This window comes from Streptomyces sp. NL15-2K (assembly GCF_030551255.1).
GTDB lineage: Bacteria > Actinomycetota > Actinomycetes > Streptomycetales > Streptomycetaceae > Streptomyces.
The window spans coordinates 11343519-11370240 of the sequence record NZ_CP130630.1; the positions used below are offsets into that span (position 1 = coordinate 11343519).

Genomic DNA, 26722 nt, shown 5'->3' on the forward strand with positions numbered 1-26722 from the left:
CTGCCACTACGGGAGTTGCGGCCTCACTGGCCGCCGAGCCGATCCGCGAGACACGCGAGATAGAGGGCCAGGGCGGCCCGGTGGTCGCGCAGCGGGCGGCCGGTGATCTGCTCGATCTTGTTCATCCGGTAGACGACGGTGTTGCGGTGGATGTGCAGGGCCGTGGACGCCCGGACGAGATTGAACCCGCTCTCGCACCAGGCGATTACCGTCTCCCGCAGCGCCGGCCAGTCCGGCTGGGCGCGCAGGTCCGCGGTGGTGAGGTCGAGCAGGCGGTTGCGGGCGGACTGGTGCACCGCCTCCAGGACCTGGTGGACCCGCAGATCGCTGATCAGGTGAACGGGGGAGCCCCCCGCCGGACGGCCGCCCAGCCGGAGGGCGTCGCACGCGTCCTGGTACGAGTCGTGCAGACCACCGACGGAGTCGGCCGGTTCCCCGATGCCGACGCGGGCGGAGAGAGAGTCCTGGGCCGCGATGACATCGGCGACCCGCCGGCAGTCGGCGACCAAGGAATCCATGGCACGCCGGGCCGGCAGCCGGTGCAGGACGCCGATCCATCCGGGAGCCGTGCCGGCGACGACGTCCTGGGGGTCGGCGAAGACCTCGCGGACGGTGCGCAGCAGTTCCGAGCGGACCAGCGCCATGTCCTGGGTGGGAGCGCCCTGGCGCCGCGCGGCCGCGCCGGGCACGCTCACCTCGAACGCCACCGCGACCCGCCGCAGCCGCAGGTCGAAGCCGAGCTCGGCGGCCCGGAACACGAGGAAGTCGCCCTCGACGACCTGTGGATCGTACGAGGCGATGTCGGCGAGCAGCTTTTCGGCCGCCCGCTCCGAGAGCAGGCGGGAGCGCAGCATGACGGATTCCCGCAGCAGGATCTCCGTCTGGCGCTTCACCAGCAGTCCGAAGCGGCGTACCCGGGCGGGCGCGCCGGTGATCCCGACGGTGCCCACCGCCTGCCCGTCGGTGACCAGCGGCAGGGTGACGCCGGGGCGCACCCCGCGCAGTTGGCGGGCCTGCGACGTGCTGTGGGTGGCGGGTTCCTTGGTGCGGACGACCTCGACGGACGCCTCGTGGAAGCTACCGACCCGGCTGGTGTCGCCGCTGCCGATGACCATGCCCTCCGCATCGGTGATGAGCACGTTGAAGCCGATGACGGCGGAGGTGTCCCCGGCGATCTCCTGGGCGAGTGACGGGCTCAGCACGGCGTTCCTCCCGTCGCGGGTGGCCGGGTTGGACGCACCGTACAGGGGACCGAGCGATATCAGCCACAACTTGGTACGAAGTGAACGGTGACTCGCGACAGGCCGATCTCTAGCGTATGGCCCCAATCACATCCCGCCGAGGGCACAGCGCGGTGAAACGGCGGGTACCTTCAGCGCCCTTACGGAAGGCCCGAGCCCATGACCCGTGTGCGATCCCTCCTGTCCGCTTTGTCGGCAATACTGTTGCTTTCATCGGTCGCCGCCTGTGGTTCCGGCGGCGACGACGAACCGAAGAACGTCTCCGCGAAGGCCGCCGCTCTGGGCACGCTCACGCCCGGTGTCATCAAGGTGGCCGTCCAGCCGTATGCGCCCTACACCAGCGTCCAGGGCGACAAGATCGTCGGACTGGACGGCGACATCCTCACCTACGTGGCCAAGAAGCTGGGCCTCGAGATCAAGCCACAGGTCACCGACTTCGCCGGCATGCTCGCCGGAGTGCAGTCCCGCCGGGTGGACATCACCATCGGCGGTGTCGCCTGGTCCGCCGAGCGGCAGAAGCAAGGGCTGTTCACCGACCCGCCGTACTACTCGCCCCCGGCGATGGCGGTCCGCAGCGGCAAGACGTACAAGACGGTCGACGACCTCAAGGGCCTGAACCTGGGCACGGTCGAGGGCTATGTCTGGGTCAAGTCCATCCAGTCCGTCCCCGGGGCCGAACTGCACGCCTACCCCGACGCCACCGGAGTCTTCGACGACCTCGGCGCGGGCCGCGTCGACGTCGGCTTCCTCGACCCGCTGATCATCATCGCCGCGCAGAAGGAGCGCCCGGAGCTGAAGATCAGCACCCAGTACCTGACACCGCCCACCGCCGCCGAGGTCAAGGCGAAGCCCGACTACCAGTACTTCCAGCCGTACCAGACCGGCTTCTACCTGCCCAAGAAGGCCACCGCGCTGGAGAAGGCGATCTCCGCGCAGATCGACGCCATGTACAAGAACGGCGAGATGGCGAAGCTCGTCGAGAAGTACGGCGGTGACCCCGAGCAGTTCCTCAAGCCGTCCGCCGACGTCGCCACCGCGCGCCGCGGCGTGGACCGGCCGCAGGACTGGACTCCGCCGTCCGCCGGCCAGTGAGGGGATGACATGTCCGGCCTCTTCCAAGTGCCCTGGTCCGACTATCAGTCCGACCTGATCGACGCGCTCTGGCGCACCGTCTCCTACACCGTCGTCAGCTTCGTCGGCGCCGTACTCCTCGGCCTCGCTGTGGCCCTGCTCCGGCTGAGCAGGACATGGCCCGCACGGGCCGTCGCCGCCGTCTACACCGAGGTGTTCAAGAACGTCCCGCTGCTGGCCATCATCTTCCTGACCTACTTCGGTCTGGCCTCCGCGGGACTCCGGCTGGACGTGTTCACGGCCGGGTGCCTCAGCCTGGTCGTCTTCTACGCCGCCTACCTGTCCGAGATCTTCCGCGCCGCGATCAGCGGAGTGCACGCCGGACAGACCGAGGCGGGCGAGGCGCTGGGACTGGGCAGGGCGGCCATCTTCGCCCAGGTCGTCCTGCCGCAGGCCGTCCGGCAGGCCCTGCCCGGCACCAACACCATGCTGGTCGACCTGCTCAAGTCCACCTCGCTGCTCGTCACGGTCTCCGCCGCGGAGCTGATGTCGGAGGGCCGGCTCATCACCTCGGCCACCTTCCGGGCGCTGGAGGTGTACCTGGTCATCTCGGCGCTCTACTTCGCCATGTGCTATCCGCTCTCCCAACTCCTTCTGCTGCTGGAGAGGAAGGTACGGGCCGGCATTCCCCTGTCCCCGTGGCGACGGCGGCGGGTACGGGCGGCCAGGCAGCTGCTCGCCGCCGATCCCGGTGCCGACATCAAGCGGAAGGAGGCGGCGGTATGACCGAGCCCGTCACCACGGCGGAAGCCGTCACCGATGCCCCCACCGACGCGGTCGTACGGATCGAGGGGCTGAGCAAGTCCTTCGACGGCCGGCTGGTGCTCGACGACGTGAACCTGGAGGTCGACCGCGGCCGCATCGTTAGCGTCATCGGGCAGAGCGGCGGCGGCAAGACGACCCTGATGCGCTGCGTCAACCTGCTGGAACGCCCCGACCGGGGCACGGTCGAGGTGGCCGGTGAGGTCGTGCACAGCGCCGGCCGCACGGTCTGCCGCGACCTGCCCCGGCTGCGCCGCACCGTCGGCATGGTCTTCCAGCGGTTCAACCTCTTCCCGCACCTCACGGCCGTGGAGAACGTCGTGCTGGCCCAGCGCAAGGCAGGCGTCCCGGAGCAGGAGGCGCTGGAGCGGGCCGTCACGCTGCTGCGCCGGGTCGGCGTCGCACACCGCGGACTCGCCCAGCCCGACCAGCTCTCCGGCGGCGAACAGCAGCGCGTCGCCATCGCGCGGGCGCTCGCGCTCAAGCCGGAGGTGCTGCTCTTCGACGAGCCCACCTCCTCCCTCGACCCGGAGGCCACCCGGGAGGTCCTGGCCGTGATGCGGGAACTCGCCGCGGACGGAATGACCATGCTGCTGGTCACCCACGAACTGCCCTTCGCCCGTGAGGTGTCCGACCACGTCGTCTTCGTCGACGGCGGCCGGATCGTGGAGGAGGGAGCCCCGCGGGACGTCCTCGACAACCCCGCCCAGGCGCGCACCCGGGAGTTCCTCGCCTCGTACGAGCCGGCGTCATGACCGCCCCCGTGGTGGTGGTCGGGGGTGGCGTCGTCGGACTGTGCACCGCGTACTACCTGGCCGAGGCGGGCCTCCCCGTGGAGGTCGTCGAACGGCGCGGCCTGGGCTCCGGCGCGTCCCGGGGCAACGCGGGCTGGGTCTGCCTCAGCCACTCGACGCCGGTCCCGGCTCCCGGCGTCGTACGGTACGCGCTGCGTTCGCTGGGTCGCCCGGACTCGCCCCTGTACCTACGGCCCCTGCCCGACCCGGCGTTCGTACGGTGGCTGTGGCGGTTCTGGCGCAGCAGCACCCCGGCCGCCTTCCGGCGCGGCTACGCGGCGATCGCCGAGCTGAACCGGACCACCTTCGACCTCTTCGACGGCCTGCGCGCGGCCGGCGTCGACACGACTCTGACCCGTCCCGGCATGGTCCACGCCTTCCTGTCAGCCGCCGAGGCCCGCCATCACCTGGCCGTACAGCGGGAGATGGCGGACGGCCGCTACCCGCTGCCCGACGACGTCGTCACCGGCGACGAGGCCCGTCTGCTGGACGACGCGCTGTCGTCCTCGGTGCGTGCGGCGTACCTCGTCGAGGGGGAGGGAGTGGTCGACCCGGAGGCGTTCGCCTTCGGGCTCGGCGAGAGGCTCGCCACCTCGGGGGTGAAGGTCCATGAGGACGTCGAGGCCATCGGGCTGCGCACCTCGGGGGGCCGCGTCACCGCGCTGCGCACCGCGCAGGGGGAGATTCCCTGCTCGTCCGTCGTCATCGCGGCCGGTATGCGCTCCTCCCGCCTGCTGGGCTCGCTGGGACATACGCTGCCGCTCCAGGCGGGCAAGGGTTACAGCTTCTCGGTGGATCTCGATCCGGAGCCCCGGCACACGCTGTACTTCGGCGAGCGCAGGGCCGTCGCCTCACCGATCGGCGGCACGACACGGATCGGCGGCACGATGGAGCTCAGCGGCAACAACAACCGCCTCGACTGGCGCCGTGTCGTCGCCGTCGCCCTGGCCAGTCGGCACTATCTGGGCCGCTGGTTCGACGACCCGGACGACCTGGTCGGCCTGATCCGTGACCCCTGGGTCGGCGGGCGGCCCTTCCTCCCCGACGGGCTCCCGGTCATCGACCGCGTTCCGGGCCACGACAACGCCTTCGTGGCCACCGGACACGGCATGCTCGGCGTCACCCTGGGTCCGGTCACCGGCCACAAGCTCACCGAGTACGTCGTCACCGGCCGCCGCCCCGAGGCGCTCGCGCCGTTCCGTTTCGACCGGCTGCGCCACTGAGCGGACGCCGCCGGGGAGCGGGACGCACGGACGTCCCGCTCCCCGGCGGACGGATCAGGCCGCCGTACGGCCCCGCGTCACCAGCTTCCTCAGCAGCGGCCAGGCCAGCAGCACCACGATCACCGCGTACACGGTCACCGCGAACGGCGTGTTCACCAGCCCCGAGACGCTGCCGTCGCTGATCTGCAGGGAGCGCCTGAGCTGTTGCTCGGCGTTCGGGCCGAGGATGACGCCGATGACGGCGGGCAGCACGGGCAGGCCGTAGCGCCGCATGCCGAACCCGATCAGGCCGATGATCAGCAGGATCACCAGGTCGATGACCTCGCCGCCGACCGCGTACGCGCCGACCGCCGCGAAGAACAGGATCCCGGCGTACAGATACGGCCGCGGGATGCGCAGCAGCTTCGCCCACAGCGGCGCCAGCGGCAGGTTGAGCGCGAGCAGCAGCACCATGCCGACGAACAGGGAGGCGATCAGGCCCCACACCAGGTCGGGTTCGCGCTCGAACAGCAGGGGCCCCGGCTGGATGCCGTACTGCTGGAACGCGGCCAGCATGACCGCCGCGACCGCCGTGGTGGGCAGGCCGAGCGTCAGCATCGACACCAGCGTGCCCGCCGCCGAGGCCGACGCCGCCGACTCCGGCCCCGCCACGCCCTCGATCGCGCCCTTGCCGAACTCGTCCTTGTGCTTCGACAGACGCTTCTCCGTGACGTAGGAGAGGAAGGTGGGGATCTCCGCGCCGCCCGCCGGGATCGCGCCGAACGGGAAGCCGATGAACGGGCCGCGCAACCACGACTTCCAGGTCCGGTTCACATCGGCGCGGCCCAGCCACGGGCGGCCCACCGGGATCGGCTCGCCCGGGCTGCGCCGCAGATGCGCCGCCACCCACAGGGCCTCGCCGATCGCGAACAGGCCGACCGCCACGATCACCACGTCGACGCCGTCGGCGAGTTGCAGGGAGCCGAAGGTCAGGCGCTGCTGCCCGGTCATCTGGTCCAGGCCCACCAGGCCGATCGTCAGACCGATCAGCAGGGACGCCAGACCCCGGATCCGCGACGAACCCAGCACCGACGTCACCGCGATGAACGCCAGCACCATGATGGCGAAGTAGTCCGGCGCACCGATGTCCACCGCCAGGTCGGCGACCGTCGGCGCCAGCGCGACCAGCAGGATGGTGCCGATCAGGCCGCCCGCGAAGTGCCCGATGGCGGCGGCCGCGAGCGCCTGTGCGCCCCGCCCCGCCTTGGCCATCGGGTTGCCCTCCATGGCCGCGACCACCGCCGCGCTCTCGCCGGGCGTGTTGAGCAGGATCGATGTCGTCGAGCCGCCGAACATGGCGCCGTAGTAGATGCCCGCGAACATGATGAACGCGGCGATCGGATCGAGCCCGTAGGTCACCGGCAGCAGCAGCGCGACCGCCATCGCGGGTCCGATGCCGGGCAGCACGCCGATCGCGGTGCCGAGCAGTACACCGAGGGCGGCCCACAGCAGGTTGACCGGAGTCAGGGCCGTACCGAAGCCGTCCATGAGGGAGTTGAGGGCGTCCATGTCACAGCACTCCCATCAGCGGACCGCCGGGCAGCGGCACTCCGAGCAGGTTGTTGAAGACGGCGTAGGTGACGAGGGAGAGGACGGCCGCGATCAGCGGGTCCCGGTCGATGCGGCGGCTGCCGAGCGCGAAGGCGGCTCCCCAGAACAGCAGGGCGCCCGCTATGGGGAAGCCGAGGGGCTCGATGAGGACCGCCGCACCGAGGAAGACCCCGGCGAGCAGCAGCACCGTACGCCAGTCGGCCGGTTCGGACAGGTCGACGTCCTCGCCGGTCTCGGCCTGGCCGCGGCCGCCGCGCAGCACGTCGACGGCGAGCAGGGCGGCGATGACGAGCAGCCCGATGCCGACCACGATCGGCACGGTCTTCGGTCCGACCGGACCGCGCTGGGTGATGTCGACGTCCATGGTGAGCGCGTCGGTGAGGACCAGCACGCCGAGGGCCAGCAGCAGCACGCACACGCCGAGTTCGGAGTGCTCGCGCAGCCAGGAGCGGCGGTCGGCCGAAGGCGTGGGGGGTATGTCGGTGGTCTGCGTCGTCACAGTCCCAGCTCCTTCAGCACCGAAACCACGCGCTTGTCCTGGGCGTCCAGGAACGCGCCGAACTTCTCGCCGGTCAGGAACGCGTCGTCCCAGCCGTTCTGCTTCATGGACTGCTGCCACTCGGGCGAGTCGTGCAGTTCCTCGATCAGCGCGGTGAGCTTGTCCCGCTCGGCCTGCGACAGACCGGGCGGGGCGACTATGCCGCGCCAGTTGGTGAAGTCCACGTTGTAGCCGGACTCCTTCAGCGTGGGCGCGTCCAGCTCGTCGACCCGCTCCGGGCCGGTGACCGCGAGCACCCGCAGCTCGCCCGCCTTGATCTGGTCGAGGTACTCGCCGACGCCGGAGACGCCGAAGGCGACCTTGTTGCCGAGGATCGAGGCGAGCAGTTCGCCGCCGCCGTCGAAGGGGATGTAGTTGACCTGCTTCGGCGCGATCCCCGCGGCCTGGGCCATCAGCATCGGCGCGAGGTGGTCCGGCCCGCCGGGGGAGGAGCCGCCGCCGACCGGCAGCTTTCCGGGATCCTTCTTCCAGGCGCCGATCAGGTCGTCGATGGACTTGTACGGGGAGTCCTTGGCGACCACGACGACGTCCTGCTCCTCGGTGAGCCGGGCGATCGGGGTGGTGTCCGCGAGGGTCTTCGGCGCGTCGTTGGAGCGGACGGCACCCACGACGCCGAGGCCCATCGACATGGCGAGCTTGCCGTTGCCGTGCTCGCTCACCAGCCGGCTCAGCCCGACCGTGCCGCCGGCGCCGGGCAGGTTGAACACCTCGATGTTGTGGGTGAGTCCGGCGTCCTCGGCGTTCTTCGCGGCCGTCCGGGCCGTGATGTCGTAGCCGCCGCCGGGCGTGTTGGGGACCATGAAGCGCAGGCCGGGGATCTGTGTGCCGGTGTCGGCGCCGCTGCCGCTCGTGAGCAGCGGAGGTCCCACGAGCACGAGCACGGCGGCCCCGAACAGGGCAAGGGGAGTGCGCAGGCGCACGAGTGCCACCACCTGTCGGTACGTCGATGAAGGTACGGGGAGGCCCTGTGGGGGAGGGTGATGTGGGCCACATGTTGCCCGCACGTTAACGGTCTGTCCCGCTTGCGGAAGCAACGGAGGTTGTGGTCTTTGTGACCACTGGACCGTCGGGTGGTGGTACGTCTCTTTCCCTGACCGCAGGTGGGCGCCATGATGGCGGCCGTGGTCGCCACTTTCCGTCGTCAGACACTCGCCGGCGAGATGCTGCTGCTCCAGCTCGCCATCGTCGTCGTGGTGCTGGCAGCGGTCGCCGCTGTCTCCCTCGCCCAGTCGGAGGCGACCTTCAACCGCGTCGAGGGCCGCCGGGTCGCCGCGCTGGCCGAACAGCTCGCCGCCAACCCCCTGGTGCGCAGCCAGCTCACGCGGCCCCTGCCGCGCGAGGCGCTGGCCCCGCTGGTGAACTCCATGCAGACGCAGTCCTCAGTCACCTCGGTGACGGTGGCCGACGCCGACGGCCGGATCGTCAGTTCGACGAACCCCACCGTGACCGGCGACCCGCTGCCTCTCGGCGAGGGCGCGACCGAGGGCCGGGGCTGGTCCGGCTCGCTGCGGCTGGACGACAGCCGCGAACTCGTCGCCCAAGTGCCCGTACTCGGCGCGACGCAGGAGAACCTCGGACAGCACCTGGGCACGGTGATGATCGGCGAGGCCGACCCGACGGTGTGGCAGCGCCTCAGCGGCGCCTCCTCGTACCTGCTCGCCTACCTGGGCATCGCCAGCGGACTCGGCGTGGCCGGCTCCTGGCTGCTGTCCCGGCGGGTCAAACGGCAGACCCTCGGCCTGGAACCGCGCGAGATCGCGGGACTGGCCGAGCACCGCGAGGCGATGCTGTACGGCATCGCCGAGGGCGTGATCGCCCTGGATCCCCAGCACCGGCTCACCCTGGTCAACGAGATGGGCCGGCGCCTGCTCGACCTGCCCGAGGACTGCGTGGGCCTCAGCCTCGCCGAACTCGGCATCGAGGGACGGCTGCGGGACGTCCTGGCCGGCGACCGCGAGGGCACGGCCGGCCGGCGCGACGAGGTCGTCGTCCGGCACGGCCGCGTGCTGGTGATGAACCGGATGACCGTCACCAAGGACGGCCGCCCGCTCGGCAGCGTCACCACCCTGCGGGACCGCACCGAACTGGCCCGGCTGGAGCGGGAGATCGGCTCCTTCCGCAGCTCCACCGAACTGCTGCGCGCCCAGGCCCACGAGTTCGCCAACCAGCTGCACACCATCTCCGGACTGATCCAGATCGGTGAGCAGGAGGAGGTCGTGCGCTACATCCGCGCGCTCAACCAGCGCCGCCAGTCCCTGGACGTCTCCCTCAGCCGCCGGGTCCGCGACACCGCCGTCGCCGCCCTGCTGATGGCGAAGGCCTCCCTGGCCGCCGAACGCAAGGTCCGCCTGCGGATCTCGGACGACACCGCGCTCGACCGGCTCACCCCGGAGGACGCCGCCGACGTGGCGACCGTGGTCGGTAACCTCGTCGACAACGCGGTGGACGCGGCAGCCGCGGGGGAGACCGATGAGGGCGAGCCATGGGTCGAGGTCGACCTGCGCCAGGACGCCTCCAGCGTGGAGATCGTGGTCCGCGACTCCGGCCCCGGCGTCGCACCGGAACTCGCCCGGGAGGTCTTCTCGCACGGCTTCACCACCAAGGCCGCCCAGGAAGGCGAGCGCGGCATCGGCCTGGCGCTGACGCGGCTGGTCTGCGAGCGTCACGGTGGTGAGATCTCGGTGACCAACACCCCGGACGGGGCCATGTTCACCGCACGCATGACCGTCAGCCACCTCGCCGACGCGGTGGCGGAAGGAGCGCCACGATGACCGCTGTGTCCCGTACGTCGGGTGCTGCCGACGCGATCGACGTGCTCGTGGTCGACGACGACTTCATGGTGGCCAGGGTCCACCGCGCCTTCGTCGACCGCGTCGAGCCGTTCCGGGTCGTCGGTGTCGCCCACACCGGCGAGCAGGCGGCCCACGCCGTCGACGCGCTGCGCCCCGACCTCGTCCTGCTCGACCTGTACCTGCCGGACGTCTTCGGCCTGGACGTCATTCCCCGGCTGCGCACCGCCGGCCACGACTGCGACGTCATGGTCATCAGTGCCGCCCGGGAGGCGGACGCGGTCCGCGGCGCCGCCCGCCACGGCGTGGTCGACTACCTCCTGAAACCCTTCGACTTCGAGGACCTGCGCGCCCGCCTGGAGCGTTACGCCGTCCAGCGCGGCCGCCTGCTCACCGCCGTCGTCCGCAGCCAGGCCGACGTGGACCGGGTGCTGGCCGGAGCGGCCGTACCGGCGTCGGCCGCCGGCACCCTGCCCAAGGGCATGAGCGTGGAGACCGCCGAGCTGATCGAACGCACGCTGCGCGCCGCGGAGGGCTCCCTGTCCGCCGCCGAGTGCGCGACCCTGGCCGGCGTCTCCCGCGTCAGCGCCCGCCGCTACCTGGAGCACTTCCACGCGATCGGCAGCGCCGACGTGTCCCTGCGCTACGGAATGGCGGGACGACCCGAGCGCCGCTACCGCTTCCGCGATGAGTCGACGGGGCTCCGGCCGGGTGGGGAAGCGCGGGCCTAGTGCCCCGACAGGCAACGTTCGCCCCGTCGCGACGCCCGGCACGCTCCCCCACTGCCCTAAAGGCGTGGGAGGTGCCCCCACTCGCCGCACCGGCCGAAAGCCCAAGTACATCCAGTACGAGGACTTCCGGCCGGCACGCCGAGAGCACGCACCGGCTGCGGTCCTCGGCCGCTGCGCGGCGGGCGCTCCTTGACGGGCAAACGTTGCCTGCCGGGGCACTAGGTGTGCTGCCGAGGCGTGACCGATGAGTGTCAGAGTGGGTTGAGGCGGGCCTTGAGCAGGCAGAACTCATGAACCGCTCGGACGTCACGGCAGCAGCCGTCGCTCCTTGGCCACCGCCACCGCGCCGGCCCGTGTCTCCACCCCCAACTTGCCGTAGATCCGCCCCAGGTGGGTCTTGACCGTCGCCTCGCTGATGAACAGGGCCCGGGCGATCTCCCGGTTGCCCAGGCCGCGGGCCAGCTGCCCGAGGATCTCGCGCTCACGCGCGGACAGGGCGGGAGCCGGGCTGCGCAGCCGGGTCAGCAGCCGGTCGGCCACGGGGGCGGACAGGGCGGTGCGGCCGGACGCCGCGTTGCGGATCGCCGTGAACAGTTCCTCGGGGCGTTCGGCCTTGAGCAGATAGCCCGTGGCGCCCGCCTCGATGGCGCGGGTGATGTCGGCGTCGGTGTCGAACATGGTGAGCACCAGCACGCGGGGACCCGCCGCATCGCCGGAGGTCAGGCGCCGCGTGGCCGTCACGCCGTCCATGGCGCCGTCGAGCTGGAGGTCCATCAGCACCACGTCGGGGCTCAGGCGGTCGGCCAGGGCGAGCGCCTCCTCGCCGCTGCCCGCCTCACCGACGACCTCGATGCCGTCGGCGCTGGACAGCAGGGCGCGCAGCCCCGCACGGACCACGGCGTGGTCGTCGCACAGCAGCAGCCGGACGGGCGGTGAGGACACCGATCTACTCATCGGACGGGCTCCTTGTGTGGGGCGGGGACGAAGGAGGTGAGCGGGACGGCCGCCGATACGACGGTGCCCTCGCCCGGCGTGGACTCCACGGTGAGTGCGCCGCCTGCCTGCCGGGCCCGGATGCGCATGGCCGGCAGCCCGTGCCCGCGCGCTCGGCCAGGCTCTGACGCGGTCCCCGGGCTCGGGCGGTCCACGTCGAATCCGCGGCCGTTGTCGGCGACGTCCAGCGAGATCTGGTCGTCCAGGCAGGTCAGGGTTACCGCGGCCCGTGTCGCCGCGGCATGCTCGCGGACATTGGCCAGCGCCCCCTGGGCGATGCGCAGGAGCGTGGCCTCCACCCGTTCCGGCAGCCGGCCCGGATCGCCGTCGAGCCGGAACTCCACGGTCAGGCCCGGACCGCTCTCCCGTGCGGCGAGTGCGGCGAGGGCGTCGGGGAGCGACTGCCGGGCGAGGTCGGCCGGCGCCAGGTCGTGGACGAACCGGCGGGCCTCCGTGAGGTTGCGGGAGGTGATCCCGGCCGCTTCGCGGACGTGGTCACGCGCCGCGTGCGGGTCCGTGTTCCAGACGCGCTCGGCGGCCTGGAGCAGCATCCGCTGGCTGGACAGGCCCTGCGCGAGGGTGTCGTGGATCTCCGAGGACAGGCGCTGCCGTTCCGCCAGCACCCCCGCCCGCCGTTCGGTGGCCGCGAGGTCGTGGCGGGTGCGGACCAGGTCCTCGATGAGCACCCGCTGCCGGGCCCCTTGGCGCTGCAGATGGACCAGTACGGCGGTGGCGACCGCGGCGACGGCCGGCGGGGCCACCACCATGTTGGGGTTGAGCGTGCCGTCGGCCGACCGCACCTGGGAGGCGACCACCAGCGCGGTGAGCACGACCGCGAGCGGCACCGCGAGCCGCGGGCGCAGCGCGTGCAGACCGGCGAACAGCAGGGGCATAGCGCACCACGTGGCGCTCGGCGTGAGGACGAGGAGCACCACCCAGACGGCGGACACCGAGCCCAGCCAGACCAGATGACGCGGGGTGGCCGGCGAGCCGGGGCGGGGGGCCGGGGCCAGAAAGCGCCCGAGGACGTAGAGCAGACAGAAGACCGCGAAGAGCGCCACCACCCACCCGGTGCGCGCCCCGTCCTGGTCGCGGGTCAGGAAACGGGCGAACGAGGAGCCGAGCAGCAGGAAGAACGCGGCGTCGACGACCGTAGCCAGCCAGCGCTCGTCCGGATCGGTGTGTTCCATCCTCCGTGTCTAACGCGCCGGACGCGGCACCGCATCAACCGATCGGCTGACATGAGGTTCACCCGAATGCCCCCGGACCGCAGCCGGTTGACCGAGCGGATGAGCGGCAGGAGCCCCGAGGCTGGATCCATGACCACCAAGAACCTCACCGCCAACCGCGCCGCCCTCGGCCACCGTGTCACCTACGCCGTGCGCCACCCCGGGAAAGTGCCCCGCCACCTGGCCCGCGCCGCCCGCGACATGTGGCTGCGCCACCGGCACGCCGACCACATCTCCTACTACCGCGCGGTGATGCGCTCCGACACCCGTGCCGACCCGGACGCGGCGGTCGGCAGCCGTAACCGTGAGCGCTGGCTGGCGCTCGGGGCGATGCAGTTCGACTACCTCCTCGGGCACGGTCTGCGCCCCGAGCACCGCATGCTGGAGATCGGCTGCGGCAACCTGCGGGGAGGCTGGCGGTTCATCCGGCACCTGGAGCCGGGGCACTACTACGGCATCGACATCTCGCCCGACATCCTCTTCGCCGCGCAGGACACCGTCGTGGAGATGGGCCTGGAACAGCGGCTCCCCTCGCTGACCCCGGTGCGCGACCTGACGCTGCGGTTCCTGCCCGCGGCCCGTTTCGACGTGGTGCACGCGCACAGTGTCTTCTCCCACTCGCCGCTGCCCGTCATCGAGGAGTGCCTGGCCAACGTGAGCCGGGTGCTCGCGCCGGGCGGCTGGTTCGACTTCACCTTCGACCGCACCGAGGGCGAGGAGCACCACGTACTGCGGGAGGACTTCTACTACCGCACCGAGACGCTCGTGGCCCTGGCCGAGCGGCACGGCCTGCGGGCCCGCTTCATGGACGACTGGGAGAAACTCCCGCACGGGCAGTCCAAGATCCGCGTCACGCACGGGAACGACGTCGGCGCGAACTGACCGTCGACGCCGCGCGAGCCGTGGAGGTTCGGAGTAGGCCTTTCCCGTTTCCCTGCTCAGGGGGTTGTCCGTACATTCGGTTGCCACCTAGGGTCGCTCTCTGAGAGCAAGCGCTTTCTGCGTGTCCGAGCCGTCCCAGGAGAACCGCATGCCCCCGCTCCCAGCCCGCCGCCGGGTCGCCGTCGTCGGCACCGGCGCCATCGTCAGCGGCAGCCACCTGCCCGCCCTCAGAGCCCACGCCGACCGGACGGAACTGGTGGCCGCCGTCGACGTGGACCAGGACCGGCTCGACCAGTTCCGGGAGATCGCGGGCGGCCAGGTCGCCGGGTACACGTCGATGGACGCGATGCTGGACGCCGCACGCCCCGACCTCGTCCTCATCGGCACGCCCCCGTCCCTGCACCGGGAGCAGACGGTCGCCGCGCTGAAGGCAGGCGCCTGGGTGCTGTGCGAGAAGCCGCTGACCCTGTCGCTCGCCGAGTACGACGAGATCGCGGCGGCCGAGGAGGCCTCCGGGGCCTACGCGTCCGTGGTCTTCCAGCACCGCTACGGCTCCGGCGCCGTCCACGCCCGCGAACTGATCGCGAGCGGCGAGCTGGGCGCCCCATTGGTCGCGCACTGCCAGACCACCTGGCACCGGGACGCCGCCTACTACGCCGTGCCCTGGCGCGGAAAGTGGGCCACCGAGGGCGGCGGGCCGACCATGGGACACGGCATCCACCAGTACGACCTGCTGCTGCACCTGCTCGGCCCGTGGACGGAGGTGCGGGCGATGGCCGCGCGGCTGGTCCACGACACCGAGAGCGAAGACGTCTCCACGGCCCTAGTACGGTTCGAGAACGGCGCCCTGGCCACCGTCGTCAACAGCGTGCTCTCTCCGGACGAGGTGAGCCGCATCCGCATCGACTGCGCCGACGCCACGGTCGAGCTCACCCACCTGTACGGGCACCGCAACGACGACTGGGTCTACACCCCGGCCCCGCACGTCGCCTCCGAGCGCGCCGCCGCCTGGCGCACCCCCGCCTCGGACCTGCCCAGCTCGCACACGGCGCAGCTCGGCGCGCTCCTCGACGCGTACGACAACGGTGTCCGGCCACCGAACAGCGGCCCCGAGGCCCGTGCCACCCTCGAGTTCGCCGCCGCCCTCTACAAAGCGGCGTTCACCGGCGACCCGGTGCACGCGGGCGACATCGGACCCGGCGATCCCTTCTACCCGTCCATGCACGGCGAGCACCCCGACTGGGCCCCCAAGGAGAGCGCATGAGCACCATCCGCGTCCGTCACACGCACGGCGAGGACATCGCCGTGGCGACCGCGGACGGCACCGAGATCCTCCGCTACGTCTACCGTCCCGACCCCGACCCCTTCGAGGCCCGCAAGCCCTACGCCCACCCGGTGCGCACCCTCGCCGGGCGCACGGTGACCGGCTACCGCCCGAACGACCACCGCTGGCACAAGGGCCTGCAGATGACGGCGAGTCATCTGTCCGGCCAGAACTTCTGGGGCGGCAACTGCTACGTCCACGGCCAGGGCTACCTGCGCCTGCCGGAGCGTGTCGGCTCGATGCGGCACGACGGCTTCCCCGTGTTCGACGTCGAGGACGACCGGCTCGCCTTCGCCGAGAACCTCACCTGGGTCGAGAACGGCGGCCAGGAGTGGGCCCGCGAGGAGCGCGGCATCGTCGTCCACTCGGTCGACGAGGAGGCCGGCGCCTGGGCCCTGGACTGGTCGATCCGCCTCACCAACGTCCGCGACACACCACTGGCCTTCGGCTCCCCGACCACCGCGGGCCGCGAGATGGCCGGCTATACCGGACTCCAGTGGCGCGGGCCGCGCGACTTCACCGGTGGCACCGTCTTCGCCCCGGACACCGACGCCGAGAAGCTGATGGGCTCCCAGGGGCCCTGGCTGGCGTTCACCACCGAGCACGACGAGTTCGACGGGCACTCCACGCTCGTCTTCGCGCACGCGCCGGAGAACCTCGACGAGCGGACGGCCGTCCACGAGTCCCACTGGTTCGTGCGTTCCGAGCCGTTCCCGACGGTCGCGTTCTCCTGGGCGTTCTTCGAGGAGTTCGAGCTGCCGCCGGGCGAGTCCTTCGCCTACCGCTACCGGGTCGTCGTCGCCGACGGCGCCTGGGACCGCGACCGCGTGGGCACGTACCTGGAGGGCCTGCCGTGGTGAGCGACCCCGCAGCCGTGAAGCCCACGCTCCCGCACCCGCTGCCCGGTGCCGTCGGCCTGTCCCACCTCAGCGCCTACGACTGGGAGGCCGCCGACGGTGTGTGCGGCGGCAGCCCGCATCTGCATCTGGTGTGCACGGAGGCGTACGTCGTCACCGGCGGACAGGGCGCGGTGCAGACGCTGAGCCCCGACGGCTACCGGGACATCCCGCTGGAGGCGGGCTCGGTCGCCTGGTTCACGCCGGGGACCGTGCACCGCATGGTCCAGGGCGGCGACCTGCGCATCACCGTGCTGATGCAGAACAGCGGCCTGCCCGAGGCCGGGGACGCCGTCTTCACCTTCCCGCCCGAGGTGCTCGCCGACCCCGAGAAGTACGCGGCCGCGGCGACGCTGCCGCCCGGCACGGGAGAGGAGACGGCGACGGCCGCCCGGCGCCGCAGGGACCTCGCCGTCGAGGGCTACCTCGTCCTGCGCGAGGCCCTCGTCGCCGGGGACAACGGCCCGTACGCCGAGTTCCAGCGCGCCGCAGCCCGGCTCGTGCGCGCCAAGGTGCCGGCCTGGCGCGAGCTGTGGCGGGCCGGTGCGCTCGCCACCGCCGAACGCACCGGCGCCCAGCTCGACGCGCTGGCGGACGGTGAACCGGCCTATCTCGCCGAGGCGACCGCCCACGAAACCGCGCCCACAAGGCTCGGCGGCTTCGGGATGTGCGGCCGAAGGGACGAGTACAACCTGCCGGGGACGACGTTGCCGCACGGGGGCGAGTAGCGGCGCGCCGAACCGGGGGGGGCTGAGCAAGGCGCGTTGAGGAGACCGCCAGGGGAGATCAAGGGGAGTGCAGGGGGGCGTCAACAGAAGGTCCGAGGAGAGAAAGAGGTGACCTCGGCATGCCCGGACACAGGACAAAGGGGTTCTGCGCAACGGCCGCCGCACTCGCACTCTGTGCGGTGCTGGCCGGTTGCGGGGGATCCGGGGACTCGGTGGGCGGCGGCAAGGTCGTGCTGCGCTACACGTGGTGGGGCAACCCCGACCGCGCGGAACGCACCGAGCAGGCCGTCGCCCTGTTCGAGAAACAGCACCCGGACATATCCGTGCAGACGTCGTTCGCGGGATACGACACCTACAAACAGAAGCTCGCCACCCAGGCCGCGGGCGGCGACGCCCCCGACGTGATGCAGCTCGACTACCGCCAGATCGACCAGTACGCCTCAGGGGACGTCCTGCTCGATCTCGCCAAGCAGAAGGCCGTCCTGCGCACGTCCGAGATCGACCCGGGCCTGCTCGACACCGGCCGGGTGGAGGGCAAGCAGTACGCGATCCCGCAGGGCCGCGGTACCGAGACCGTCGTGTACGACGTCAAGACCTGGAAGGAGTCGGGGGTACCGCTCCCGCGCCAGGGCTGGACCTGGAGCGACTGGGCCGACGCCATGCGCGCGCTGGCGAAGAAGACCGGCAAACCCGGGGGCACCGACCTCGGCTGGAGTGAGGACGCCTTCGAGGTCTGGCTGCGCGGCCAGGGCAAGGCCCTTTACACGAAGGACGGTGGGCTCGGCTTCACCGCCGACGATCTGACGCAGTGGTGGACCTTCACCGACAAGCTCCGCCGCGAAGGTGCCGTCTCACCCGCCGAGCAGACCACGCAGCTCGACGGAACCGTGGAGAACACCCCGCTCGGACGCGGCAAGGCCGTCAGCGACGCCAACTGGGACGCCCCGGCGAGCGGTTTCCTCGCCCTCGTCCCGAGCGGCATCGTGCTCGCCCCGATGCCCTCCGGCGAGGACGGCACACCCGGCCAGTACTTCAAGCCGTCGATGTTCCTCGGCATCTCCGCCAACACCGGTCACGCGAAGGAGGCGGCGCAGCTCATCGACTTCCTCCTCAACGACAAGGAAGCGGCGAGGATCCTCGGCGCCACCCGCGGCATCCCCGTCAACGAGACCATCCGCGAGGAGACAGAGCCGCAGCTGAAGGACTTCGACAAGACCGTCGCCGACTACCAGTCGTCCTTCGAAGGCACCCTGAAGGACCCGCCACAGGCCCCGCCCTCGGGCGACAACGCCCTGCAGACCACCTTCCAGCGCGACTACGACCAGGTGTCGTACGAGCGCATGTCGCCCCGCGAGGCGGCCGAGAACTACGTCACCGAGGCGAAGGCGGAGCTGAGGTCATGACCACCACCGACATCCCCGCACCCACCGCACGACCGAAGCGCCCCGCCACCGCCCCGAAGCGCCGCCCCAAGCGCGAACGCGAGGGCGCCGCCTGGGTGTTCCTGTCCCCGTGGGTGCTCGGCGCGATCGTCCTCACGCTGCTGCCGATGGCCGTGTCGCTGTACCTGTCGTTCACCGACTACAACCTGTTCGACCCGCCCCAGTGGGTGGGCCTGCGCAACTACACGCAGATGTTCACAGAGGACCCGCGCTACTGGCGGTCGGTCGTGACGACCGTGACGTACGTCGTCATCGCCGTCCCCCTGCAACTGGCCCTGGCCCTCGTCGTCGCGCTCGCCCTGAAGTCCATGAAGCGCGGCAAGGCCTTCTACCGGTCCGCCTTCTACGCGCCCTCGCTGCTCGGCGCCTCCATGTCCATCGCCCTCGTCTGGCGGGCGGTCTTCAACGACGGCGGCACGGTGGACAACCTGCTCGGCACCGGCGGCTGGGTGAACAAGCCCGGCTGGGCGCTGCTGGCCGTGGCGCTGCTGACGGTGTGGCAGTTCGGCGCGCCGATGGTCATCTTCCTCGCGGGCCTCCAGCAGATCCCCGCCGAGCTGTACGAGGCGGCGGCCGTGGACGGGGCGGGGAAGTGGCGGCAGTTCCTGTCCGTCACCGTGCCGATGCTGTCCCCGGTGCTCTTCTTCAACCTGGTGCTCCAGACCATCCAGGCCTTCCAGGTGTTCACGCCCGCCTTCGCGGTCAGCGCCGGCAAGGGCGGCCCCGCCGACTCCACCCTCGTCTACACCATGTACCTCTACGACCGCGGCTTCGTCGCCTCCCACATGGGCTACGCCTCCGCCATGGCCTGGGTGCTGCTCCTCGTCATCGGCGTCGTCACGGCGGTGCTGTTCCGCACGTCACGCTCCTGGGTCTTCTACGCGTCCGAGGGGGACCGATGACCACCACCGCCACCTCAACCGCCGCTCCCCGCAAGCCCGTCGCGTGGGGCCGGATCGCCCTGCACCTCGGCTGCCTGGCCGCCCTGTTGGTCATGCTCTACCCGCTGGCCTGGCTGCTCGCCACCTCGCTCAAGCCCGCGAACGAGGTCATCGCGAGCCTCGACCTGCTGCCCAGCCGCCTGGAGTGGTCGAACTACACGACCGCCTTCGAGGGCGTGAACGACGTCTCCATCTGGCGGCTGCTGTCCAACTCGCTGCTGATCGCGGGCGGCGCGGTCCTCGGCAACGTCATCAGCTGCTCACTCGCCGCCTACGCCTTCGCACGTCTCAGGTTCCGCTTCCGCGGCCCGTTGTTCGCCTTCATGATCGCCACGATCATGCTGCCGCACCACGCGATCCTGATCCCGCAGTACATCATCTTCAACCAGTTGGGCCTGGTGAACACCTACTGGCCGCTGATCCTGCCGAAGTTCCTCGCCACGGAGGCGTTCTTCGTCTTCCTCATCGTGCAGTTCATGCGCGGTCTGCCGCGCGAGCTGGAGGAGGCGGCCCGCATCGACGGTTGCGGCCCCTTCCGCAGCTTCTTCCAGGTGGTCCTGCCGCTCACCCGGCCCGCGCTGATCACCACGGCGATCTTCACCTTCATCTGGACCTGGAACGACTTCTTCACCCAGCTCATCTACCTCTTCGACCCGGAGAAGTTCACGCTCACGCTCGCCCTGCGGTCGTTCGTGGACGCCTCCAGCCAGTCCTCGTTCGGCCCGATGTTCGCGATGTCGGTGATCGCGCTGCTGCCGATCGTGCTGTTCTTCCTCGCCTTCCAGCGCTTCCTGGTGGAGGGCATGGCCAGCTCCGGACTCAAGGGGTGAACGGGATGAGTGAGATGCAGACACGGGAGCCGGGCGAGGTCTTCGGTCCCCGGATGACCCTGTTCGCCGACATGCTGAGCGTCGGCCTCGCCACGGCGGTGGCCTGCCTGCCGCTGGTGACCGTACCGGCCGCGCTGTCGAGCGCGTGCGCGGTGCTGCGAGGCGCGGGGGAGGGGCAACCGGCCACCGCCGGGCGGTACTTGACGGTGCTACGGCGACGGTTGCGAGCCGGCGACCTGGCGGCGGGGGCCGTCGCCCTGGCCGGCGCGCTGCTGTTCGTCGCCGACCTGGCGCTGGCCGGGGCCGGACTGCCCGGGGCGCCGCTGTTCGCGGTGGTGGCCGCCGCGATCGGCGCGGGAGCCCTGGTGGTGGGCCTCAGGGCGTGTGCGCGCCCCGAGTCGCTCACCGACTGGCCTGCCGCTGTCCGCGGGGCCGCGCGGGACGCCGTACGGGATGCGGGCGGCAGCGCCCTGGTGCTGTTCGCGGTGGCGACGGCCGCCGCGTGCGCCTGGATGCTGCTGCCCCTCGCCTTCCTCGCCCCGGGGCCGCTGGCGTTGGCGCTCACCGCGGTCGACGTGCGGCGCGGCGCTGCGCGCCGAACCTGACGCGACATCACCGGCCAGGAGATTCGGCCCTGTTCACCCTCCGATCTCCTGGCATGTCCAAGAGTTAAGGGGCGATTAGGGAACACGCGGTGTGAAAGCACCGTTGCGGTGTCAATCATCTTGTCATGAACCTGCGACCCGAAGGGGGTCGCAGCCTCATGGAGGTGTGGGATGCACCGCAGACTCGCCACCGGTATGGCCGCCTCAACGCTGGCCCTGATCACCGTCGTCGGCACCGCCACAGCCGCCGACGCCGCTCCCGCCGACAAACCCCAGGTCCTCGCGAGCTGGACCCAGACCAGCGCGTCGAGCTACAACACCTGGGCCGCCGCCCGCGCGAACCAGGCCACCTGGAGCGCCTACGCGTTCGACTGGTCCACCGACTACTGCTCGTCCTCGCCGGACAACCCGTTCGGCTTCCCCTTCCAGATGTCCTGCGCCCGGCACGACTTCGGCTATCGCAACTACAAGGCCGCGGGCACGTTCAGCGCCAACAAGACGCGCCTCGACAGCGCCTTCTACGAGGACCTCAAGCGCGTGTGCGCCAAGTACAGCGGCGGCACGAAGACCGCCTGCAACAGCACGGCATGGACGTACTACCAGGCGGTCAGGGCCTTCGGCTGACGGCTGGCCGGTGCACATGGGAGGGGGGTGCCGCTTGCGCGGCGCCCCCCTGTGAGGTGGATCGCCTCAGTCCGCGGCCCGGAAGGAGCGCAGCCGCAGGGAGTTGCCGACCACGAACACGGACGAGAACGCCATCGCCGCCCCCGCGAGCATCGGGTTGAGCAGGCCCGCCGCGGCGAGCGGCAGGGCGGCCACGTTGTAGGCGAAGGCCCAGAACAGGTTGGACCGGATGGTTCCGAGGGTCTTGCGGGCGAGGCGGATGGCGTCGGCCGCGGCGCGCAGATCGCCTCGGACGAGGGTCAGGTCGCCGGCCTCGATCGCGGCGTCCGTGCCGGTGCCCATGGCGAGGCCCAGGTCGGCCTGGGCCAGGGCGGCCGCGTCGTTGACGCCGTCGCCGACCATGGCGACCGAACGGCCCTCGGCCTGAAGGCGCTTGACGACATCGACCTTGTCCTGCGGCAGCACCTCGGCGATGACGTCCTCGGGTGCGATGCCGACCTCGCGGGCGACCGCCTGGGCCACGGCCCGGTTGTCGCCGGTCAGCAGGATCGGGGTCAGACCGAGGGCGCGCAGCCGCATGATCGCCTCGGCGCTGGTCTCCTTCACCGCGTCGGCGACTTCGAGGACCGCGCGCGCCTCGCCGTCCCAGGCGACCGCGATGGCCGTACGACCCGCCGCCTCGGCATCGCCCTTGGCGCGGGCAAGCTCACCCGGCAGCTCCATCGCCCACTCGGACAGCAGTTGTTCGCGTCCGACGAGGACCGCGTGACCGTCGACGATGCCCTGCACACCGAGACCGGGCACGTTGGCGAAGTCCTCGGGTGTGGGCAGGGAGCCCAGCTTCTTCAGCGCGCCCTCGGCGACGGCGCGGGCGACGGGGTGCTCGGAGGAGTGCTCCAACGCGCCCGCCAGCCGCAGTACTTCGGCCTCCTCGCCGCCCTCGGCGGTGTGCACGGCCAGCAGGCTCATGCGGCCGGTGGTGACGGTGCCGGTCTTGTCGAGGACGATGGTGTCGACCTTGCGGGTGGACTCCAGGACCTCCGGACCCTTGATGAGGATGCCGAGCTGGGCTCCGCGTCCGGTTCCGACGAGCAGTGCGGTCGGTGTGGCCAGGCCCAGGGCGCAGGGGCAGGCGATGATCAGGACGGCGACGGCGGCGGTGAAGGCGGCCGTCAGCCCGGCGCCGTTGCCGAGCCAGAAACCGAGGGTGCCCAGGGCGAGGGCGATGACGATGGGGACGAAGACGGCGGAGATCCGGTCGGCGAGCCGCTGGGCCGCCGCCTTGCCGTTCTGGGCGTCCTCGACCAGCTTGGCCATCCGGGCCAGTTGGGTGTCGGCGCCCACCCGGGTCGCCTCGACGACGAGCCGGCCGCCCGCGTTGACCGTCGCTCCGGTGACCGCGTCGCCGACGCCGACCTCCACGGGCACGGACTCGCCGGTGAGCATGGAGGCGTCCACGGCGGAGGAGCCCTCGACGACCGTCCCGTCGGTGGCGATCTTCTCGCCGGGGCGGACCAGGAAGCGGTCGCCCGCCTTCAAGTCCGTTATGGATACGGTCTGTTCGCCGCCGCCGGGACGCAGCAGGGTGACGTCCTTCGCGCCCAGCTCCAGCAGGGCCTTCAGGGCCGCGCCCGCCTTGCGCTTGGAGCGGGCCTCGAAGTACCGCCCGGCCAGGATGAAGGCGGTGACTCCGGCGGCGGCCTCCAGGTAGATGTTCCCGGCGCCGTCACCGCGGGCGATGGTCAACTCGAAGGGGTGGGTCATGCCGGGCGTGCCCGCGGTCCCGAAGAACAGCGCCCACAGTGACCAGCCGAACGCGGCCGTCGTACCGACCGAGATGAGGGTGTCCATGGTGGCGGCGCCGTGCCGCGCGTTGGTGAACGCCGCCTTGTGGAAGGGCCATCCGGCGTACGTCACCACGGGCGCCGCCAGCGTCAGCGAGAGCCACTGCCAGTACTCGAACTGCAGGGCGGGGATCATCGCCATGGCGATGACGGGCACGGCCAGCACCACCGCGGTGATCAGCCGTTCCCGCAGCGGCCGCAGTTCGTCGTCCGCCTCCGCCGACCCGTCCTCCGGCTCCCTCCGGGCCGGCGCGGGTTCGTGCGCGGTGTACCCGGTCTTCTCGACGGTGGCGATCAGGTCCTGCACGGAGACATCACCGGAGTGGGTGACGCTGGCCTTTTCGGTGGCGTAGTTGACGGTGGCCGTGACCCCGTCCATGCGGTTGAGCTTCTTCTCGATGCGCGCGGCGCATGAGGCGCAGGTCATGCCGCCGATGACGAGTTCGGTGCCGGCGGTGGCGCCGGTCGTGCTGGTGGTCATCACTGCTCCTCGTATCGGGTGGTCGCCCCCGCTGCCGCGTCCTGCAGATATACGGGCTGGGGGTATTCTTCGTGTCGGCCTCCTGTATACCCCCTACCCGTATCCGGGGCAAGTCTTCCCAAGACTTGACTTCATACCCCCTAGGGGTATGGTGAAGTGCATCGAGGCCCCGCACAAGAAGAAGCCGGAGCCCTGTTCTCCAGGAGCTGGCCATGCATGCTGGACTGAAGATCACCACGTTCGCCGCCGCACTGGTCGCCACGTTCGGCACCGCCTACGGCGTGGGCAAGGGCATCGACCCCGTCGTCGAGGACAGCCCGCCCGCGCGCCACGAGAGCCACGGCGAGGCGTCTCCGTCACCCGAGGGAGGCGGCGGCCACGCGGGGCACGAGGCGGAGCCCGCCGGCGGACTGCAGATCTCCGACAAGGGCTACACCCTCGACCTCGAGACCCCGCGCGTCACCGCCGGAGACCGGGCCGACCTGCGCTTCGTCATACGGGACAGCGGCGGCCGCGCCGTCACCGCCTACCAGCGGGAACACGACAAGGAACTCCACCTCATCGTCGCCTCCCGCGATCTGGTCACCTACCGCCACCTGCACCCCACCCGCGCCGCCGACGGCACCTGGAGCATCCCCGTCGAGCTGCCCCGTGCCGGCGGGTATCGCGTCTTCGCCGACTTCACCCCGGCGAAGAAGAACGCCGAGAACCTCACCCTCGGCGCGGACCTGGCGGCCTCGGGGCCCTACCAGCCGCAGCAACTGCCGGCGCCGAACACCACCGCGAAGATCAACGGCTACGAGGTCCGGCTGGACGGCGGCCTGCGGCCGGGCACGGCCGGCGAACTGAAGCTGAAGATCTCCCGGAACGGCAGGCCCGTCACCGACCTCCAGCCCTACCTCGGCGCATACGGCCACCTGGTGGCCCTGCGCTCCGGCGACCTCGCCTACCTCCACGTCCACCCGAACGGCGAACCCGGCGACGGTACGACCAGGCCGGGCCCGGACATCTCGTTCACGGCCACGGCACCGAGCAGCGGCACCTACCGGCTCTTCCTCGACTTCAAGCACGCGGGGAAGGTCCACACGGCGGCGTTCACGGTCCGGGCCGGGGCGGCTCAGGCACCCGAGACCGGGCCGGCTCAGGCGCACGAGGATGAGTCCTCGGACGGCCACGGGCACTGACACCCCGGGCGGGTGCCCAGGGACGACAGGAACACAACCTCGCCTTCCGGGTCCTCAGCCGAGGGCCCGGTCCAGGTTGAACGCCGCGCTGATCAGCGCGAGATGGGTGAACGCCTGCGGGAAGTTGCCCTGCTGCTCGCCGGTGTTGCTGATCTCCTCGGCGTACAGGCCCAGATGGTTGGCGTAGGTGAGCATCTTCTCGAAGGCCAGCCGGGCCTCGTCGACCCGCCCGGCGTGCACCATGGCCTCGACGTACCAGAACGAGCAGATGGAGAACGTGCCCTCGTCGCCGCGCAGTCCGTCGGGGCTGGCCACCGGGTCGTAGCGGTAGACCAGCGAGTCGGAGACCAGTTCCCGGGTGAGCGCGTCCAGCGTGGACAGCCACTTGGGGTCGGTGGGGGCGATGAACTTCGTCAGCGGCATCATCAGCACGGCCGCGTCCAGTACGTCGCCGTCCTCGTGCTGCACGAAGGCCTGCCGCTCCTCGGACCAGCCACGCCGCATGATCCGCCGGTAGATCGTGTCGCGGCACTCCCGCCAGCGGGTCAGGTCGGCGGGCAGACCACGCCGATTGGCCATCCGGATCGCCCGCTCGATCGCCACCCAGCACATCAGCCGCGAGTACAGGAAATTCTTGCGGCCGCCGCGGGTCTCCCAGACGCCCTCGTCCGGCTGGTCCCAGTTCTCGCACACCCAGTCCACCAGCGCGCACACGTCGTCCCACTGGTCGCTGGAGATCGGCTCGGCCCATTTGTCGTAGAGGTAGATCGAGTCGATGAGCGCGCCGTAGATGTCGAGTTGCAGCTGGTCGGCGGCGGCGTTCCCGACCCGTACCGGCGCGGAGCCCTGATGTCCCTCCAGATGGTCGAGCTCGCGCTCGGGGAGGTCGGTGCGGCCGTCGATGCCGTACATGATCTGGAGCGGGCCGGACTGCCCGCCGTCGCACGGACTGACGTACCGGGTCAGGAACTTCATGAACGCCTCGGCCTCACCGGTGAAGCCCAGCCGCAGCAGCGCGTAGACGCAGAAGGCGGCGTCGCGCACCCAGACGTAGCGGTAGTCCCAGTTGCGTTCGCCGCCGATCTGCTCGGGCAGGCTCGTCGTCGGCGCGGCCACGATGGCGCCCGTCGGCGCGTAGGTCAGCAGCTTCAGTGTGAGGGCGGAGCGGTGCACCATCTCCCGCCAGCGGCCGCGGTACTTCGACGCGGACAGCCAGTGCCGCCAGTACGCCACCGTGCTGCTGAACTGCTCCTCGGCCTCGGCCCGCGCGCACCGGCGCGGGGTCACCGCACCGCCGACCTGATCCAGCGCGAACACCGTCGACTCGCCCTCGGCCAGCTTGAAGTCGGCCCGCGCGTCCAGCCCGTCGATCTCCAGCGGCACGGTCGCGGTCAGCCCCAGCGACAGCTCGGCGGACTCGAAGACCGCGACGTCGCCGGCCATGCGGGCGGTGTGCGGCTGGGCGCCGTAGTCGAACCGCGGTGCCACGCGTGCGCGGAACGGAATGGAGCCGCGCACGCAGACCACCCGCCGGATCAGCCGATGCCGCTCGGCCTCCACCGAGCCGCCGTCGACCGGCATGAAGTCCTGCACCTCGCCGACGCCGTCCTCGGTGAAGAACCGGGTGATCAGGACGTTGGTGTCGGGGAAGTAGAACTGCTTGGTCCGGGCCGGCACGGCCGCCGCAAGTTCGAAGCAGCCGCCCCGCTCCGCGTCCAGGATCGAGGCGAAGACGCTCGGCGCGTCGAAGGCGCCACAGCAGTACCAGTCGATCGTGCCGTCGGTCCCCACCAGGGCGACACTGCGCAGATCCCCGATCAGCCCGTGCTCGGCGATCGGCAGATACGTCCCGGAGGCGTACTGGTCCGTCGGTGTTCCGCCCATGACAGCCTCCCTGGC

Annotated in this window: 24 protein-coding genes; 16 read left to right on the top strand and 8 right to left on the bottom strand. The window is 71.1% G+C overall.

All coding sequences use genetic code 11. The features are described 5' to 3' along the window. Positions 1–23: 23 nt before the first annotated feature. Positions 24–1202: a sugar diacid recognition domain-containing protein gene (locus Q4V64_RS49550; protein WP_124444766.1), complete on the bottom strand. Its 1179-nt coding sequence runs from the start codon at positions 1200–1202 to the stop codon at positions 24–26. Positions 1203–1400: 198 nt separating this feature from the next. On the opposite strand from Q4V64_RS49550, the gene Q4V64_RS49555 reads away from it, so the two are divergent. Genes Q4V64_RS49555 through Q4V64_RS49570 form a run of 4 tightly spaced genes read left to right on the top strand, consistent with a single transcriptional unit; the run spans position 1401 to position 5151 of the window. Further along, entirely contained in the window at positions 1401–2333 is a 933-nt protein-coding gene (locus tag Q4V64_RS49555) for a transporter substrate-binding domain-containing protein (protein WP_124444767.1), read from the top strand. Positions 2334–2342: 9 nt separating this feature from the next. Then, complete coding sequence (locus Q4V64_RS49560; RefSeq protein WP_124444768.1) at positions 2343–3098, top strand: amino acid ABC transporter permease; 756 nt, start codon at positions 2343–2345, stop codon at positions 3096–3098. Further along, positions 3095–3889 (top strand): amino acid ABC transporter ATP-binding protein, encoded by a 795-nt coding sequence (locus Q4V64_RS49565; protein WP_124444769.1) that lies wholly within the window; start codon positions 3095–3097, stop codon positions 3887–3889. Before Q4V64_RS49560 ends, Q4V64_RS49565 begins: the two co-directional genes overlap by 4 nt. Further along, the gene (locus Q4V64_RS49570; RefSeq protein WP_124444770.1) at positions 3886–5151 is read left to right on the top strand and encodes an FAD-dependent oxidoreductase; all 1266 of its coding nucleotides are present in this window, start codon (positions 3886–3888) and stop codon (positions 5149–5151) included. The genes Q4V64_RS49565 and Q4V64_RS49570 overlap by 4 nt, the downstream gene beginning before the upstream one ends. Before the next feature lie 54 nt (positions 5152–5205). On the opposite strand, the gene Q4V64_RS49575 is transcribed toward Q4V64_RS49570, so the two are convergent. From Q4V64_RS49575 to Q4V64_RS49585, 3 genes are read right to left on the bottom strand one after another with little or no spacing between them, the layout of a single operon-like run. Beyond that, positions 5206–6699, bottom strand: coding sequence for a tripartite tricarboxylate transporter permease (locus Q4V64_RS49575; protein WP_124444771.1), 1494 nt, complete (start codon positions 6697–6699; stop codon positions 5206–5208). A gap of 1 nt (position 6700) precedes the next feature. Continuing rightward, positions 6701–7240 (bottom strand): tripartite tricarboxylate transporter TctB family protein, encoded by a 540-nt coding sequence (locus Q4V64_RS49580; RefSeq protein ID WP_124444772.1) that lies wholly within the window; start codon positions 7238–7240, stop codon positions 6701–6703. Continuing rightward, complete coding sequence (locus tag Q4V64_RS49585; RefSeq protein ID WP_172629550.1) at positions 7237–8220, bottom strand: tripartite tricarboxylate transporter substrate binding protein; 984 nt, start codon at positions 8218–8220, stop codon at positions 7237–7239. The genes Q4V64_RS49580 and Q4V64_RS49585 overlap by 4 nt, the downstream gene beginning before the upstream one ends. 201 nt (positions 8221–8421) lie before the next feature. Here Q4V64_RS49585 and Q4V64_RS49590 point away from each other — a divergent pair, with 201 nt between their 5' ends. Both Q4V64_RS49590 and Q4V64_RS49595 read left to right on the top strand, forming a co-directional pair. Continuing rightward, entirely contained in the window at positions 8422–10071 is a 1650-nt protein-coding gene (locus Q4V64_RS49590; RefSeq protein WP_124444823.1) for an ATP-binding protein, read from the top strand. Further along, the gene (locus Q4V64_RS49595) at positions 10068–10820 is read left to right on the top strand and encodes a response regulator (RefSeq protein WP_124444774.1); all 753 of its coding nucleotides are present in this window, start codon (positions 10068–10070) and stop codon (positions 10818–10820) included. The genes Q4V64_RS49590 and Q4V64_RS49595 overlap by 4 nt, the downstream gene beginning before the upstream one ends. Before the next feature lie 306 nt (positions 10821–11126). Here Q4V64_RS49595 and Q4V64_RS49600 read toward each other — a convergent pair whose 3' ends face one another. Together Q4V64_RS49600 and Q4V64_RS49605 are read right to left on the bottom strand one after the other, a co-directional pair. Next, a complete protein-coding gene (locus Q4V64_RS49600) occupies positions 11127–11774 on the bottom strand; it encodes a response regulator transcription factor (protein WP_124444775.1) in 648 nt (215 codons plus the stop codon). Further along, complete coding sequence (locus Q4V64_RS49605; RefSeq protein ID WP_303714891.1) at positions 11771–13003, bottom strand: sensor histidine kinase; 1233 nt, start codon at positions 13001–13003, stop codon at positions 11771–11773. Before Q4V64_RS49605 ends, Q4V64_RS49600 begins: the two co-directional genes overlap by 4 nt. Before the next feature lie 129 nt (positions 13004–13132). Here Q4V64_RS49605 and Q4V64_RS49610 point away from each other — a divergent pair, with 129 nt between their 5' ends. From Q4V64_RS49610 to Q4V64_RS49650, 9 genes are all read left to right on the top strand, one after another. Next, positions 13133–13924: a class I SAM-dependent methyltransferase gene (locus tag Q4V64_RS49610; RefSeq protein ID WP_124444777.1), complete on the top strand. Its 792-nt coding sequence runs from the start codon at positions 13133–13135 to the stop codon at positions 13922–13924. 148 nt (positions 13925–14072) lie between these two features. Beyond that, positions 14073–15188, top strand: coding sequence for a Gfo/Idh/MocA family oxidoreductase (locus tag Q4V64_RS49615; protein WP_124444778.1), 1116 nt, complete (start codon positions 14073–14075; stop codon positions 15186–15188). After that, a complete protein-coding gene (locus Q4V64_RS49620) occupies positions 15185–16108 on the top strand; it encodes a PmoA family protein (RefSeq protein WP_124444779.1) in 924 nt (307 codons plus the stop codon). The genes Q4V64_RS49615 and Q4V64_RS49620 overlap by 4 nt, the downstream gene beginning before the upstream one ends. Beyond that, positions 16102–16872: a cupin gene (locus tag Q4V64_RS49625; protein ID WP_172629548.1), complete on the top strand. Its 771-nt coding sequence runs from the start codon at positions 16102–16104 to the stop codon at positions 16870–16872. The genes Q4V64_RS49620 and Q4V64_RS49625 overlap by 7 nt, the downstream gene beginning before the upstream one ends. A 119-nt stretch (positions 16873–16991) precedes the next feature. Next, positions 16992–18275, top strand: coding sequence for an ABC transporter substrate-binding protein (locus tag Q4V64_RS49630; RefSeq protein ID WP_124444780.1), 1284 nt, complete (start codon positions 16992–16994; stop codon positions 18273–18275). Beyond that, positions 18272–19216, top strand: coding sequence for a sugar ABC transporter permease (locus Q4V64_RS49635; RefSeq protein WP_124444781.1), 945 nt, complete (start codon positions 18272–18274; stop codon positions 19214–19216). The genes Q4V64_RS49630 and Q4V64_RS49635 overlap by 4 nt, the downstream gene beginning before the upstream one ends. Continuing rightward, a complete protein-coding gene (locus Q4V64_RS49640) occupies positions 19213–20085 on the top strand; it encodes a carbohydrate ABC transporter permease (RefSeq protein ID WP_124444782.1) in 873 nt (290 codons plus the stop codon). Before Q4V64_RS49635 ends, Q4V64_RS49640 begins: the two co-directional genes overlap by 4 nt. Positions 20086–20090: 5 nt before the next feature. After that, positions 20091–20690 (top strand): hypothetical protein, encoded by a 600-nt coding sequence (locus Q4V64_RS49645; protein ID WP_124444783.1) that lies wholly within the window; start codon positions 20091–20093, stop codon positions 20688–20690. Positions 20691–20861: 171 nt separating this feature from the next. Then, on the top strand, positions 20862–21314 hold the full coding sequence (locus Q4V64_RS49650; protein WP_124444784.1) for a phospholipase: 453 nt from the start codon (positions 20862–20864) through the stop codon (positions 21312–21314). A gap of 66 nt (positions 21315–21380) precedes the next feature. Here the strand turns inward: Q4V64_RS49650 and Q4V64_RS49655 are convergent, their stop codons facing one another. After that, positions 21381–23639, bottom strand: a complete 2259-nt coding sequence (locus Q4V64_RS49655) for a heavy metal translocating P-type ATPase (protein WP_124444785.1) — start codon at positions 23637–23639, stop codon at positions 21381–21383. A 212-nt stretch (positions 23640–23851) separates the two neighbouring features. Here Q4V64_RS49655 and Q4V64_RS49660 point away from each other — a divergent pair, with 212 nt between their 5' ends. Then, positions 23852–24823, top strand: coding sequence for a hypothetical protein (locus tag Q4V64_RS49660; protein ID WP_124444786.1), 972 nt, complete (start codon positions 23852–23854; stop codon positions 24821–24823). 54 nt (positions 24824–24877) lie between these two features. Here Q4V64_RS49660 and Q4V64_RS49665 read toward each other — a convergent pair whose 3' ends face one another. Next, positions 24878–26707 (bottom strand): glycoside hydrolase family 15 protein, encoded by a 1830-nt coding sequence (locus Q4V64_RS49665; RefSeq protein ID WP_124444787.1) that lies wholly within the window; start codon positions 26705–26707, stop codon positions 24878–24880. Between the last annotated feature and the right edge of the window lie 15 nt (positions 26708–26722).